The organism is Devosia sp. CN2-171 (assembly GCF_049354815.1).
Taxonomy (GTDB): domain Bacteria; phylum Pseudomonadota; class Alphaproteobacteria; order Rhizobiales; family Devosiaceae; genus Devosia_A.
This window is the reverse complement of sequence record NZ_CP186479.1, coordinates 747,362-761,946: the sequence shown is the minus strand read 5'-3', so window position 1 is coordinate 761,946 and position 14,585 is coordinate 747,362. Positions and strand designations below refer to the sequence as shown.

The following is a 14,585-nucleotide window of genomic DNA, read 5'->3' as shown; positions in this document are numbered from 1 at the left end:
GACCGGCCATGACTGACGGCCCCATTCCTTCACCGCTCGCGGCGCTCGCCGAACGCGTGCGCAACGCACTCGGCGACAAGGTGCTCGACCATACGCTGGCCTTCGGCGAGTTGACCCTGCACGTAGAGCGCGACGCCATCGTCGATGTGACGACGTTCCTGCACGACCACGAGGCCTTCATCTCGATCATCAGCGTCTGCGGCGCCGATTATCCCGATCGCGAGCAGCGCTTCGACGTGGTCTACCACCTGCTCAGCCCCCGCCAGAACCTGCGCGTGCGCTTGAAGCTGACCACCGACACCGAACAGACGGTTCCTTCGATCACCGCCATGTTCCCGGGCGCCGACTGGTTCGAGCGCGAGACCTACGATCTCTACGGCGTCCTGTTCACCGGGCATCCGGATCTCCGCCGCCTCCTGACCGACTACGGCTTCGACGGCTATCCGCTGCGCAAGGACTTCCCGACCACCGGCTATGTGCAGGTGCGCTACGACGAAGAACGCAAGCGCGTCGTCTACGAGCCGGTAAAGCTCGCGCAGGAATTCCGGCAATTCGATTACCTGTCACCTTGGGAGGGTACGGATTACGTGCTGCCTGGTGACGAGAAGGCGAAGAACTGATGTCCGAAGTCGATGTAAGAAACTTCACGATCAACTTCGGCCCGATCCACCCTTCGGCGCACGGTGTGCTGCGGCTCATCCTCGAGCTCGATGGCGAAGTCGTCGAGCGCGTCGATCCGCATATTGGCCTGCTGCATCGCGGCACCGAAAAGCTGATCGAGACCAAGACCTACCTGCAGGCCGTGCCCTATTTCGACCGGCTCGACTATGTGTCGCCGATGAACCAGGAGCACGCCTTCTGCCTCGCGGTGGAAAAGCTGCTCGGGCTAGAAGTGCCGATGCGCGGCCAGCTGATCCGCGTGCTTTACGCCGAGATCGGGCGACTCTTGTCCCACATCCTGAACTGCACGACGCAGGCCATGGACGTCGGCGCGCTGACGCCGCCGCTCTGGGGCTTCGATGAGCGCGAAAAGCTCATGATCTTCTACGAGCGCGCCTCGGGCAGCCGCATGCACGCGGCCTATTTCCGTCCGGGCGGAGTGCACCAGGACCTGCCGCAGGCACTTGTCGACGACATCGAGGCGTTCTGCGATCCGTTCCTACTCGTCCTCGACGACCTCGAGAAGCTGCTGACTGGCAACCGCATCTATATGCAGCGCAACGCCGATATCGGCGTGGTGTCGGCTGAGGACGCCTGGAAGTGGGGCTTCTCGGGCGTGATGGTGCGTGGCTCCGGCGCCGCCTGGGACCTCCGCAAGGCGCAGCCCTACGAGTGCTACGACCGCTTTGATTTCGACGTGCCAGTCGGCAAGAACGGCGACTGCTACGATCGCTATCTCGTCCGCATGGAAGAGATGCGCCAGTCGATCCGCATCATGAAGCAGGCGATTGCGCTGCTGAATTCGCCCGAAGGGCAGGGGCCGGTGGCCTCGACCGACGGCAAGGTCGTGCCGCCCAAGCGCGACGAGATGAAGCAGTCGATGGAAGCGCTGATCCATCACTTCAAGCTCTACACCGAAGGCTACAAGGTTCCTGCCGGCGAGGTCTACGCTGCCGTCGAGGCGCCCAAGGGCGAGTTCGGCGTATACCTGGTCTCGGACGGCACCAATAAGCCATACCGCTGCCATATCCGCGCGCCGGGTTTCGCACACCTGCAGGCCATGGATTTCCTTTGCCGAGGGCACATGCTGGCGGACGTCGCCGCTATCCTCGGTTCGCTCGATATCGTGTTTGGTGAGGTCGATCGGTAATGTCCGTCCGCCGTTTAGCAGATGAGGCGATCCAGCCGGCCACCTTCGCATTCACGAAGGCGAACCAGGCCTGGGCCGAAAAGAAGATGGCCGAGTATCCGCCGGGCCGTCAGCAGTCCGCCGTGATCCCGGTGCTGTTCCGCGCCCAGGAGCAGGAAGGCTGGATCAGCCGCGCCATCATCGAGGCTGTCGCGAACCTCCTCAGCATGCCGTACATACGCGTGCTCGAAGTCGCGACCTTCTACACCCAGTTCCAGCTGAAGCCGGTCGGCACCGTCGCCCACGTTCAGGTCTGCGGCACGACGCCGTGCATGCTGCGCGGCGCCGAAGACCTCCGCCACGTCTGCGAGCGCAAGATCAGCCACAGCGCGTTCGAAGTGACCCCCGACGGCAAGTTCAGCTGGGAGGAGGTCGAGTGCCTCGGCGCCTGCGTGAACGCCCCGCTCGTAATGATCGGCAGCGACACCTACGAGGACCTCACGCCCGAGAGCCTCGAGACCATCCTCGACAAGTTCGCCGCGGGCAAGGGCGCCGAAGTGAAGCCGGGCCCGCAGGTCGGACGCCAGTATGGCGCGGCCGAAGGTGGGCAGACCACGCTGCTCGAAAAACCGACCGCCAAGCGCACCTACAAGCCGTTCCCGCCGCCCCCCGAGCCCGCGCCGGCTTCTGCCGCCGCGGCCCCAGCCCCCGCGCCATCAGCTGCGGCGACTGAACCGACCGCCCCCGGCCGCAAACGGAAGACGACCGAAGAGACTGCGCCTGCGCTCAAGTCCCCATCGCCGGAGAAAATGTCGACGGCGACCGCGGAAGCAGAGCGGAAGGCCGTTGATGCCGCGGCCAAGGCCGACGGCAAGCCGAACAAGGCCATGCGTGAAGACGCGACCGGTGCTGAATCGCCGGCCGGCAAGATCGATGCAGGCAAGGCGCCGGGCAAGCCGCGCGGCAAGAAGGGTGACACCTGATGCTCGAAGACAAAGACCGCATCTTCACCAACCTCTACGGCACCGGCGACTGGGGCCTCGAAGGGGCTCGCGCCCGTGGCGGCTGGGTCGATACCAAGAAGTTCATCGACAACGGTCGCGACTGGATCGTCAACGAAGTGAAGGGCTCGGGCCTGCGTGGTCGCGGCGGCGCCGGTTTCCCGACCGCGCTGAAGTGGACCTTCATGCCGAAAGAGGGCGTCAACGATGGCCGCCCGAGCCAGCTTCTCGTCAATGCCGACGAGTCCGAGCCCGGCACCTGCAAGGACCGCGAGATCCTGCGCCACGATCCGCACCACCTGATCGAGGGCTGCCTCCTCGCCGGCCGCGCCATGGGCGCGCATATCGCCTACGTCTACATCCGCGGCGAATTCATCCGCGAGCGGCAGAACTTCGAAGCCGCCGTGCAGCAGGCCTATGATGCCCGCCTGATCGGCAAGGACAACATCCACGGCTGGGACTTCGAGATCGTCGTCCACCATGGCGCCGGCGCCTACATCTGCGGCGAAGAGACCGCGCTGATGGAGTCGCTCGAGGGCAAGAAGGGCCAGCCGCGCCTGAAGCCGCCGTTCCCGGCAGCGATGGGCGTCTACGGCAACCCGACTACCGTCAACAACGTCGAGTCGATCGCCGTCGTGCCGGAGATTCTTCGCCGTGGCGGCGCCTGGTTCGCCGGCATCGGCCGCCCGAACAACACCGGCACCAAGCTGTTCATGGTCTCCGGCCACGTGAACAAGCCGGCCCTGTTCGAGGATGCCCTCGGCTGCACCTTCGAAGAACTGATCGAAAAGCACTGCGGCGGCATCCGTGGCGGCTGGGACAACCTGCTCGCGGTGATCCCGGGCGGCGCGTCCTGCCCGGTTGTGCGCGGCGAAGATATGCGCACCGCCATCATGGATTTCGACGGGTTGCGCGACAAGAAGAGCTCGTTCGGCACCGGCGGCATGATCGTGATGGACAAGTCGACCGACATCATCAAGGCCATCTGGCGCATCGCGGCCTTCTTCAAGCACGAGAGCTGCGGCCAGTGCACGCCGTGCCGCGAAGGCACCGGCTGGATGATGCGCGTGATGGAGCGCATGGTCGAAGGCCGCGCCCAGAAGCGCGAAATCGACATGCTGTTCGAAGTCACCAAGCAGATCGAAGGGCACACCATCTGCGCCCTCGGCGATGCGGCGGCCTGGCCGATCCAGGGCCTGATCCGCAATTTCCGCGACGTCATCGAGGCGCGGATCGATCAATACACCTGGTCCTCGACCAGCGAGGGCGCCGTGCCCTCGATCGCGGCGGAGTAAGGGCGATGGCCAGCATCAAGGTCGACGGCACACTCGTCGAAGTCCCGGACTACTACACGCTGATGCAGGCGGCTGAGGCCGCGGGCGCCGAGATCCCGCGCTTCTGCTACCATGAGCGCCTGTCGGTCGCCGGCAACTGCCGCATGTGCCTCGTCGAGGTGAAGGGCGGGCCGCCGAAGCCCCAGGCCAGCTGCGCCATGTCGGTCAAGGACCTGCGTCCCGGACCGAACGGCGAGCCGCCCGAGATGTTCACCAACACGCCGATGGTCAAGAAGGCCCGCGAAGGCGTGATGGAGTTCCTGCTGATCAACCATCCGCTCGATTGCCCGATCTGCGATCAGGGCGGTGAGTGCGACCTGCAGGACCAGGCCATGGCCTATGGCGTGGACAAGAACCGCTATGTCGAGAACAAGCGCGCCGTCGAGGACAAGTATCTCGGGCCGCTCGTGAAGACCGAGATGAACCGCTGCATCCACTGCACGCGCTGCGTCCGCTTCACCACCGAAGTTGCTGGTATCAGCGAAATGGGCCTCCTCGGCCGCGGCGAGGATGCCGAGATCACGTCTTACCTCGAGCAGGCGCTGACCAGCGAACTGCAGGGCAATGTGATCGACCTCTGCCCGGTCGGCGCGCTGACGTCGAAGCCCTACGCCTTCCACGCGCGTCCGTGGGAGCTGGTGAAGACCGAGTCCATCGACGTGATGGATGCGGTTGGCTCCAACATCCGCGTCGACAGCCGTGGCCGCGAAGTGATGCGCATCCTGCCGCGCGTCAACGAGGCCATCAACGAAGAGTGGATTTCCGACAAGACCCGCTTCATCTGGGACGGCCTCAAGGCCCAGCGCTTGGATCGTCCTTACGTCCGCAGCGGCGGCAAGCTGAAGCCCGCGTCTTGGGACGAGGCATTCGCCGCCATCTCCAAGGCGATCAAGGCCTCGGGCGGCGGCAACAAGGTCGGCGCCATCGCCGGCGATCTCGCTTCTGTCGAGGACATGTACGCGCTGAAGGCCCTGATGACCTCGCTCGGCTCGGGCATGACCGACAGCCGTCCGGCGATGTCGGGGATCGACCCGTCCATGCCGCGCTCGGCCTACATCTTCAACCCGACCATTGCCGGGATCGAGGAAGCCGACGCCATCCTGATCGTGGGTTCCAACCCGCGTAAGGAGGCCTCGGTGCTCAACGCCCGCATCCGCAAGGCCTGGCGCGGCAAGGGCACCCCGATCGCCGTGATCGGCGACCAGGCCGACCTCACCTACAACTACACCTATCTCGGCAACGGCTTCAGCACTCTCGCCGATCTCGCCGCCGGCAAGGGCAGCTTTGCCGACGTGCTGGCTAATGCCAAGAAGCCGCTGATCATAGTGGGCGAGGGAGCCGTGTCGCACGGCGCCGCCAAGTCCAAGCAGATCGGCCGCGACACCATCGCTCTCGCAGCCAAGCTCGCGACCGGCGCCAATGTCGCCGAGGGCTGGAACGGCTTTGCGCTGCTGCACAACGCCGCCGGCCGCGTCGGCGGCCTCGATATCGGCTTCGTGCCGCATGACGGCGGCGTCTGCTCCGCGGACCAGATCGGTCTCGCCGGCGAAGGCAAGCTCGACGTGCTGTTCCTGCTCGGCGCCGACGAGCACGACACCGCAGCCATGGGCAAAGCGTTCGTCGTATATGTCGGCACGCACGGCGATGCCGGCGCGCACCGCGCCGACGTGATCCTGCCGTCGGCGACCTACACCGAGAAGTCGGGCACCTACGTCAACACCGAGGGTCGCGTGCAGCTCGCCGAGCGCGCCGTGTTCCCGCCGGGCGAGGCGAAGGAAGACTGGGCGATTTTCCGTGCCATCTCTGCCGTCCTTGGCCAGGCGCTGCCCTTCAACTCGCTGAGCCAACTGCGCGCGAAGCTCTATGCCGAGTTCCCGCACCTCGGTCGTCTCGACCAGATCGCCAACAGCTCGGTCGATGATGTGAAGAAGCTCGCCGGTGCGGCGATCAAGACCAAGTCCGCCACCTTCACCTCGCCGGTGGCCGATTTCTACCTCACCAACCCCATCGCCCGCTCGTCGGCGACGATGGGTGAATGCGCCGCGCTGCAGGCCGGCCTCCGCCAGGCTGCAGAGTAAGGGACCCCGATGGATTTCGTCGTTTCAGCGCTGGACTACCTGCTCGGTATCCCGATTTTCGGTTGGGGTACGCAGATCGGTTTTATCTACAAGGGGCTGCTACTCCTCGTCGCGCTGCTGATTTTCACCGCTTACATCCTACTCGCCGACCGCAAGATCTGGGCGGCCGTGCAGGTGCGTCGCGGCCCCAACGTGGTCGGCCCGTTCGGTCTGCTGCAGTCCTTCGCGGACTTGTTGAAGTTCGTCTTCAAAGAGCCTGTTATCCCAGCGAGTTCCGACAAGGCGCTGTTCCTGCTGGCCCCGCTCGTCACCTCGATCCTCGCGCTCTCGGCTTACGCCGTGATCCCGTTCGACAAGGGCTGGGCGCTGGCCAATATCAATATCGGCGTCCTCTACATCTTCGCGATTTCCTCGCTCGGCGTGTACGGCATCATCATCGGCGGCTGGTCGTCGAACAGCAAATACGCCTTCCTCGGCGCGTTGCGTTCAGCCGCGCAGATGGTGTCGTATGAAGTCTCGATCGGCCTCGTGATCATCACGGTGCTGCTGGTCGCGGGCTCGCTCAACCTCACCGACATCGTCACGGCTCAGCAGTCGGGCGGCATCGCCCACATGCTCGGCGTTCCGTGGCTCAGTGTCCTCAACTGGTACTGGCTGCCGCTATTCCCGATGTTCGTGATCTTCTACATCTCGGCCCTCGCGGAAACCAACCGCCCACCCTTCGACCTGCCGGAAGGCGAGTCCGAGCTGGTCGCCGGCTACATGGTGGAATACGGCTCGACCCCGTACCTGCTGTTCATGCTGGGTGAGTACATCGCCATCATCCTGATGTGCGCGATGACCACGATCCTCTTCCTCGGAGGCTGGGCTTCGCCTATCGATCTGCCGCCGTTCAACTGGATCCCGGGCCTCGTCTGGTTCGGCCTGAAGCTCTGCGCGGTGTTCTTCATGTTCGCGATGGCAAAGGCGATCGTACCGCGCTACCGCTACGACCAGCTGATGCGTATCGGCTGGAAGGTGTTCCTGCCCATCTCGCTGCTGATGGTTGTCGTCGTGGCGTTCGTTCTCCAGCTCACCGGCTGGGGCTGGCACGGGGGTGCTGTCTGATGCGTTTCACCCAGTTCCTCAACGGCCTGTTGCTCCGCGAGTTCGTCGACGCCTTCTTCACGGCGATGCGCTACTTCTTCGCCCCGAAGAAGACCATCAACTACCCGTTCGAGAAGATCCCGTACTCGCCGCGCTTCCGCGGTGAGCACGCGCTGCGCCGCTATCCGAATGGCGAAGAGCGCTGCATCGCCTGCAAGCTCTGCGAAGCGATCTGCCCGGCCCAGGCCATCACTATCGAAGCCGGCCCGCGCCAGAACGACGGCACCCGCCGCACCATCCGCTACGACATCGACATGGTGAAGTGCATCTATTGCGGCTTCTGCCAGGAAGCCTGTCCGGTGGATGCCATCGTCGAGGGCCCGAACTTCGAGTTCGCGACTGAAACCCGCGAGGAACTGTACTTCTCCAAAGAGAAGCTGCTCGCCAATGGCGACCGTTGGGAGCGAGAGATCGCCGCCAACCTCGCCGCCGACGCGCCGTATCGGTAAGGAATCGAGATGACGCTGCCGCTCTTCTTCTTCTACGTGTTCTCGGTGATCACCGTCGCTTCGGCGCTCATGGTGATCGCGGCGCGTAACCCCGTGCACTCGGTGCTGTTCCTGATCCTCGCATTCGTGAACTCGGCGGGCCTGTTCATGCTGGCCGGCGCCGAGTTCCTCGCGCTGATCCTGATCGTCGTCTATGTCGGCGCGGTCGCGGTGCTGTTCCTGTTCGTCACCATGATGCTCGACGTTGATTTCGCGTCGCTGCGCTCAGGGATGCTGCAATACGCGCCGGTTGGCGTCGTGGTCGGCGTCATCCTGCTGCTCGAGCTGCTGCTGGTAGGGGGCAGCTTCGTACTGCCAACGGGCGTCGAGGCGACGGCGATGGTGCCGATCGAGGCCGGGGTTCAGAACACGAAGGCCATCGGCCTGTTGCTCTACACGCGCTACGTCTTTCTGTTCCAGGGCGCGGCAGCGATCCTGCTCGTCGCCATGATCGGCGCGATCGTTTTGACGCTGCGGCATAAGCCGAACGTCAAACGCCAGGACGTGTTCCGTCAGACCGGGCGCAAGCGCTCGGAAGGCGTCGAAGTGGTCAAAGTCAAATCGGGGCAGGGGCTCTAAATGCTGGCAGCAACCGGTATCGGCATCGGCCACTATCTCGCGGTAGGCGCAATCCTGTTCACGCTGGGCGTGTTCGGTATCTTCCTCAACAGGAAGAACATCATCGTCATTCTGATGTCGGTGGAACTGATCCTGCTCGCGGTGAACATCAACTTCGTGGCGTTCTCCTCGCAGCTTGGCGATCTCGCCGGGCAGATCTTCGCGCTGTTGATCCTCACGGTCGCGGCGGCGGAAGCGGCCATCGGCCTCGCCATCCTCGTCGTCTACTATCGCAACCGCGGCTCCATCGCCGTGGAAGACGTCAACTCGCTGAAGGGCTGACCACGTGATCCAGGCTATCGTCTTCCTGCCCCTCGTCGGGGCACTGATCGCAGGGTTGCTCGGCCGGGTCATCGGACACCGGACCAGCGAGTACATCACCTCGGGCCTGCTGATCGTCGCAGCGGTGCTGAGCTGGATCGTCTTCGCCAGCGACTTCTGGTTCGCGCCGGCCGCCGCCGAAGGCGCCGGCCACGCCGAGGCGACCAAGGTCCTCGTCTTGAGCTGGATCCATTCGGGCCCGATGCAGCTCGACTGGGTGCTGCGGGTCGACGGGCTGACGGCCGTGATGCTGGTGGTGGTCACCACCGTCTCGAGTCTCGTCCACGTCTATTCGATCGGCTATATGGCCGACGATCCGCACCGCGCGCGCTTCTTCGCCTACCTATCGCTCTTTACCTTCGCCATGCTGATGCTGGTGACGGCCGACAACTTCCTGCAGATGTTCTTCGGCTGGGAAGGCGTAGGCCTCGCGTCCTATCTGCTCATCGGCTTCTGGTACACGCGCCCCTCCGCCAGCGCGGCCGCCATCAAGGCCTTCGTCGTCAACCGCGTCGGCGATTTCGGCTTCGCGCTCGGCATCTTCGGCGCCTTCATGGTGCTCGGCCACCTCGATTTCGATGGCGCGTTCCACGCCGTGCCGGAAGTCGCCGGCCACACCATCCGGTTCCTGAGCTGGGACCTCGACGCGATGACCGTCGTCTGCCTGCTGCTCTTCATGGGCGCCATGGGCAAGTCGGCTCAGTTCCTGCTCCACACCTGGTTGCCGGACGCCATGGAAGGCCCGACGCCGGTTTCCGCGCTCATCCACGCCGCCACCATGGTGACCGCCGGCGTATTCATGGTCGCGCGGCTTTCACCGCTGTTCGAGGCCTCACCGGTCGCCCTGACCGTGGTGATGCTGGTTGGCGCGATGACGGCGTTCTTTGCGGCCACGGTCGGCCTCGTCCAGAACGACATCAAGCGCGTGATCGCCTACTCGACCTGTTCGCAGCTCGGCTACATGTTCGTGGCGCTCGGGGCAGGGGTCTACTCGGCGGGCATCTTCCACCTGTTCACCCACGCCTTCTTCAAGGCCCTGCTGTTCCTCGGCGCCGGCTCCGTGATCCATGCGATGCACCACGAGCAGGACATGCGGAACATGGGCGGCCTGCGCCACAAGATCCCCGTCACCTACGCGATGATGATCATCGGCACGCTGGCGCTGACCGGTGTCGGCATCCCGGGCACGCCGTTTGGCTTCGCCGGCTTCTTCTCGAAGGACGGCATCATTGAAGTCGCCTACGCGGCGGGTGCCTCGACCGGGTACATCGCCTTCTGGGCCCTGGTGATCGCGGCCATGTTCACGAGCTTCTACTCGTGGCGCCTGATCCACCTGACCTTCCACGGCAAGCCGCGCGAAGCCCATCACGGCCACGGCGCCCACGCGGCGCACGATGACCACAGCCACGATGACCACGGTCACCACGGCAGCGCTTACGACAACGCCCACGAGAGCCCCAATGTGATGATGGTGCCGCTCTACATCCTCGCCTTCGGCGCGGTTGTGGCCGGTGTGCTGTTCAACGACCTGTTCTTCGGCCATGCCGAACACATCGAGCACTTCTTCCAGGGCTCGGTTGTCGTCTCCGAGGAACTGCTCGAGGCCGCCCACGGCGTGCCGCTCTGGGTCAAGTGGTCGGCGACCGTGGCCATGGTCCTCGGCTTCGGCGCGGCCTACCAGATGTACATCCGCGATCCGGCGGCGCCGAAGCGTCTCGCGCACCAGAACCCGGGGCTGTACTTGTTCCTCTTGAACAAGTGGTACTTCGACGAGCTCTACGACCGCATCTTCGTCAAGCCGGCCTTCTGGCTCGGCAACGCGCTGTGGAAGGGCTTTGACGACATGCTGGTCGACAAGACCATCACCGAAGGCCTCGGCAATCGCGTGCGCTACATCACCGGCCGCGTCGTCAAGCTGCAGTCGGGCTACCTCTACCACTATGCATTCGCCATGCTCATCGGCATCGCGGCGCTGCTCACCTGGGCCATCGCCTCTGGGGGACTTCTCGGATGATCTTCAGTGACCACCTTCTGACGGTCATTACCTTCCTGCCGACGCTGGGCGCACTCGTGCTGCTCATCATCGGCGGCAAGGGCGAGGCTGCGGACAACATGTCCCGCTGGATCGCGCTCGGCTTCACCATCGTGACGGCCGCTCTGAGCCTCTGGCTCTGGTACCTGTTCGACCCGGCCAACACGAACTTCCAGTTCGTCGAGGAGTGGGCGTTCAGCGACTCGATCGGCTACCGCATGGGCGTCGACGGCATCTCGGTGCTGTTCATCCCGCTCACGGCCGTGCTGATGCCGGCCGTGGTGCTGACCAGTTGGGGCTCGATCACCAAGCGGGTGAAGGAATACCTCGTCGTATTCCTCGTCCTCGAAACCTTCATGATTGGCGCTTTCGCGACGCTCGACCTGGCCATGTTCTACGTGTTCTTCGAGGGCACGCTGATCCCGATGTTCCTGATCATCGGCATCTGGGGCGGGGCGCGTCGCATCCAGGCGACCTACAAGTTCTTCTTCTACAGCTTCACCGGCACGGTGCTGATGCTCATCGCCATCATGGCGATGTTCTGGCAGGCCGGCACGCTCGATATCCAGCAGCTGTTGAAGTTCCGCTTCCCGCCGGAAGTACAGACCTGGCTCTGGATCGGGTTCTTCGCCTCGTTTGCGGTGAAAATGCCGATGTGGCCGTTCCACCGCTGGCTGCCGGAAGCGCACGTCGAAGCACCGACGGGCGGCTCGGTGATCCTGGCCGCGATCCTCCTGAAGCTTGGCGGCTATGGCTTCATCCGCTTCTCGATCTCGATGTTCCCCGATGCCTCGCACCAGTTCGCGAACTTCGTGTTCGTGCTGTCGATCGCGGCGATCATCATCACGTCGCTGATCGCGCTCGTGCAGACCGACATGAAGAAGCTGATCGCCTACTCGTCGGTGGCGCACATGGGCTTTGTGACCATGGGTATCTTTGCCGGCAACATCTACGGCATCCACGGCGCGATCTTCCAGATGATCTCGCACGGTATCGTCTCCGCCGCGCTCTTCCTCTGCGTCGGCGTGATCTACGACCGCATGCACACCCGCGAGATCGCGGCCTATGGCGGCCTCGTCGAGCGCATGCCGCGCTACGCCTTCGCCTTCATGGTCTTCACCATGGCGAACGTTGGCCTGCCGGGCACGTCCGGGTTCGTCGGTGAATTCCTCACCATGCTGGCGGTGTTCCAGGTCAACACCTGGGTGGCATTCTTCGCGGCCTTCGGCGTGATCCTCTCGGCCGCCTACGCGCTCTGGCTCTATCGCCGGGTGATCTTCGGAGCGCTGACCAAGGAGTCGCTCAAGGGCATCCTCGATCTCGACAAGCGCGAGATCGCGGTGCTGGTCCCGCTGATCGTCCTCACCATCCTCTTCGGCTTCTACCCGGCGCCGATCCTCGATGCGACCGCGGCATCGGTGGGCCTCGTTGCGGATAACTTTGCCAACGCCATCGGCGCTGCCCCGCAGGCAGTCGCCGCGGCGGCCGGCCACTAGGAGACGGGCATGCAGTCCGACGTCACGAGCTTCGCTTCGCTCGCCCCTGTCTATCCCGAGCTCCTGATGGCCGCTGGCGCCATCGTGATCCTGCTTGTCTCGCTGTTCTGGAAGGGCGTGCGCTCCAACGTGATCGCGGTCGCTGCAATCGCGCTGCTGATCGCTGCGCTCGCCGTGCTCGTGCTCCAGCCCGCGGCCGGTGTGCTGTTCAACGGTGTGTTCATCGTCGACGGCTTCGCCCGCTACATGAAGGCGCTCGTCCTCGGCGGCGCCGCCGCAACCGTGCTGATCTCGCTGTCGAACAGCAAGGAACACGGCATCGACAAGTTCGAGTACTCGATCCTCGTCCTGCTCGCGACGCTGGGCATGATGGTCATGGTCTCGGCCAATGACCTCATGAGCCTCTATATCGGCCTCGAACTGCAGAGCCTCGCGCTCTATGTCGTCGCCGCGATGAAGCGCGACGATACGAAGGCCACCGAAGCCGGCATCAAGTACTTTGTCCTCGGCGCGCTCTCGTCGGGCATGCTGCTCTACGGCGCTTCGCTGGTCTACGGCTTCACCGGCACCACCCAGCTCGACCAGATCGTCGCGGCAATCACGCTCGAAACCCGCTCGATCGGTCTGATCTTCGGCATGGTCTTCCTGCTGGCGGGCGTCGCCTTCAAGATTTCCGCAGTGCCGTTCCACATGTGGACGCCGGACGTCTACGAGGGCGCGCCGACGCCGGTCACTGCCTTCTTCGCGGCGGCCCCGAAGGTCGCGGCCATGGCGCTCTTCATCCGCGTCACCACGGTCAGTTTCGGCCCGATCACCAAGGACTGGCAGCAGATCGTCATCTTCCTGTCGATCGCCTCGATGGTGCTCGCCTCGTTCGCCGCCATCGGCCAGAACAACCTCAAGCGCCTGCTGGCCTATTCGTCGATCGGCCATGTCGGTTTCGCTCTTGTCGGCCTCTCGGCCGGCACCGCGGTCGGCGTCGAAGGCGTCGCCGTCTACATGGCGATCTATGTCGCCATGACCGTCGGCATCTTCGCCTGCGTGCTCGCGCTCCGCACCGAGGACGGCCAGCCGGTCGAGACCATCACCGGCCTCGCCGGCCTGGCCCAGCGTAAGCCGTTCGTCGCCGCGATCATCGCCATCCTGATGTTCTCGCTGATCGGCCTGCCGCCGCTCGCCGGCTTCTTCGCCAAGTGGCAGGTATTCCTCGCCGCCGTAGAGCAGGGCCTGTTCGTGCTCGCCGTCATCGGCGTCCTCGCCTCGGCGGTAAGCGCGTTCTACTATCTGCGCATCATCAAGGTGATGTATTTCGACGAGCCGGTGGCGAAGTTCGCTGCCGTGCCGGGCGAGCTCAACGTCGTCATGGCCGGCGTCGGTTTCCTCATCGTCACCTATTTCGTCACGGTGGGCGCGCCCCTGACGGCCGCCGCCCATACAGCGGCCGGAAGCCTGTTCTAGTGGCCGATTTCTGGCTCGGGCCGAAGGCAGTTTCGCGCGGCTACCGGCTCCACGGCTATGACACCGTGGGTTCCACCTCCACCGAAGCGGCCAGGGCCGCTCAGGCTGGCGATGTCGGCGATGTCTGGTTCTGCGCCCTGCAGCAGACCGCCGGCCGTGGTCGCCGCGGCCGCCCCTGGCAGAGCCCCCACGGCAACATGGCGGCAAGCCTGCTGATCGTGCCGGATTCCGATCCGGCCATCTCGGCCACTCTTGGTTTCGTCGCAGGCGTCGCGCTCGATCATGCGCTGAGCGAGCTCGTCCCGGCTGCCCGCCTCAAGACCGGCATCGACGGTGCCGATCACGCCGACGGTCGCATCGCCCTCAAATGGCCCAACGATGTGCTGGCCGATGGCGCCAAGCTCGCCGGCATCCTGCTCGAAGCTCAGAAGCGTCCTGATGGTTCGATGGCGATCGTCATCGGCATGGGCGTCAACGTGGTAGCCGCACCCGAAGGCCTGCCGTATCCAGCAACATCGCTGCACGCCCTCGGCATCGATGTGACCGCCGGAACCGTATTCGCCGCGCTCTCCGATGCCTGGGTTGATGCCATCGAGATCTGGGACCGGGGCAGGGGCATCCCGCAAGTTCTCGAGCAGTGGCGCACCGTCGCCGCCGGCATTGGCGCCGAAGTGGCCGTGAACCGCGACGGCGATGTCGTCCGCGGCATCTTTGAAACCATTGACGAGGCCGGACGACTGATCGTCCGCGCCAACGATAATAGTCGCATTGCCATCACCGCCGGTGACGTGCACTTCGGCACCACCGCAAGTCTCAGGAGCTGA

General features: G+C 64.5%; 13 protein-coding genes. All 13 read left to right on the top strand.

Features of this window, described 5'->3' with window-relative positions; translation table 11 throughout:
• The first annotated feature begins 8 nt into the window (after positions 1 to 8).
• The 13 genes from ACOYW5_RS03880 to ACOYW5_RS03820 are packed head-to-tail and all read left to right on the top strand — an operon-like array spanning position 9 to position 14,585.
• Entirely contained in the window at positions 9 to 620 is a 612-nt protein-coding gene (locus ACOYW5_RS03880; RefSeq protein WP_423067946.1) for an NADH-quinone oxidoreductase subunit C, read from the top strand.
• The gene (locus ACOYW5_RS03875; RefSeq protein WP_423067945.1) at positions 620 to 1,810 is read left to right on the top strand and encodes an NADH-quinone oxidoreductase subunit D; all 1,191 of its coding nucleotides are present in this window, start codon (positions 620 to 622) and stop codon (positions 1,808 to 1,810) included. The genes ACOYW5_RS03880 and ACOYW5_RS03875 overlap by 1 nt, the downstream gene beginning before the upstream one ends.
• Positions 1,810 to 2,772, top strand: coding sequence for an NADH-quinone oxidoreductase subunit NuoE (gene nuoE / locus ACOYW5_RS03870; RefSeq protein ID WP_423067944.1), 963 nt, complete (start codon positions 1,810 to 1,812; stop codon positions 2,770 to 2,772). The genes ACOYW5_RS03875 and nuoE overlap by 1 nt, the downstream gene beginning before the upstream one ends.
• A complete protein-coding gene (nuoF, locus tag ACOYW5_RS03865) occupies positions 2,772 to 4,085 on the top strand; it encodes an NADH-quinone oxidoreductase subunit NuoF (protein WP_423067943.1) in 1,314 nt (437 codons plus the stop codon). The genes nuoE and nuoF overlap by 1 nt, the downstream gene beginning before the upstream one ends.
• Before the next feature lie 5 nt (positions 4,086 to 4,090).
• Positions 4,091 to 6,202: an NADH-quinone oxidoreductase subunit NuoG gene (gene nuoG, locus ACOYW5_RS03860; RefSeq protein WP_423067942.1), complete on the top strand. Its 2,112-nt coding sequence runs from the start codon at positions 4,091 to 4,093 to the stop codon at positions 6,200 to 6,202.
• A gap of 9 nt (positions 6,203 to 6,211) precedes the next feature.
• The gene (nuoH, locus tag ACOYW5_RS03855; protein ID WP_423067941.1) at positions 6,212 to 7,309 is read left to right on the top strand and encodes an NADH-quinone oxidoreductase subunit NuoH; all 1,098 of its coding nucleotides are present in this window, start codon (positions 6,212 to 6,214) and stop codon (positions 7,307 to 7,309) included.
• Positions 7,309 to 7,797 carry an NADH-quinone oxidoreductase subunit NuoI gene (gene nuoI, locus ACOYW5_RS03850; RefSeq protein WP_423067940.1) on the top strand — a complete coding sequence of 163 codons (489 nt, stop codon included), beginning with the start codon at positions 7,309 to 7,311 and terminating at the stop codon, positions 7,795 to 7,797. Before nuoH ends, nuoI begins: the two co-directional genes overlap by 1 nt.
• Before the next feature lie 9 nt (positions 7,798 to 7,806).
• Positions 7,807 to 8,415, top strand: a complete 609-nt coding sequence (locus ACOYW5_RS03845) for an NADH-quinone oxidoreductase subunit J (protein WP_423067939.1) — start codon at positions 7,807 to 7,809, stop codon at positions 8,413 to 8,415.
• Complete coding sequence (gene nuoK, locus ACOYW5_RS03840) at positions 8,416 to 8,736, top strand: NADH-quinone oxidoreductase subunit NuoK (protein WP_423067938.1); 321 nt, start codon at positions 8,416 to 8,418, stop codon at positions 8,734 to 8,736.
• Positions 8,737 to 8,740: 4 nt separating this feature from the next.
• The gene (gene nuoL, locus ACOYW5_RS03835) at positions 8,741 to 10,789 is read left to right on the top strand and encodes an NADH-quinone oxidoreductase subunit L (protein ID WP_423067937.1); all 2,049 of its coding nucleotides are present in this window, start codon (positions 8,741 to 8,743) and stop codon (positions 10,787 to 10,789) included.
• Positions 10,786 to 12,303 (top strand): NADH-quinone oxidoreductase subunit M, encoded by a 1,518-nt coding sequence (locus ACOYW5_RS03830; protein ID WP_423067936.1) that lies wholly within the window; start codon positions 10,786 to 10,788, stop codon positions 12,301 to 12,303. Before nuoL ends, ACOYW5_RS03830 begins: the two co-directional genes overlap by 4 nt.
• A gap of 9 nt (positions 12,304 to 12,312) precedes the next feature.
• Complete coding sequence (gene nuoN / locus ACOYW5_RS03825; protein ID WP_423067935.1) at positions 12,313 to 13,761, top strand: NADH-quinone oxidoreductase subunit NuoN; 1,449 nt, start codon at positions 12,313 to 12,315, stop codon at positions 13,759 to 13,761.
• Positions 13,761 to 14,585: a biotin--[acetyl-CoA-carboxylase] ligase gene (locus tag ACOYW5_RS03820; RefSeq protein WP_423067934.1), complete on the top strand. Its 825-nt coding sequence runs from the start codon at positions 13,761 to 13,763 to the stop codon at positions 14,583 to 14,585. Before nuoN ends, ACOYW5_RS03820 begins: the two co-directional genes overlap by 1 nt.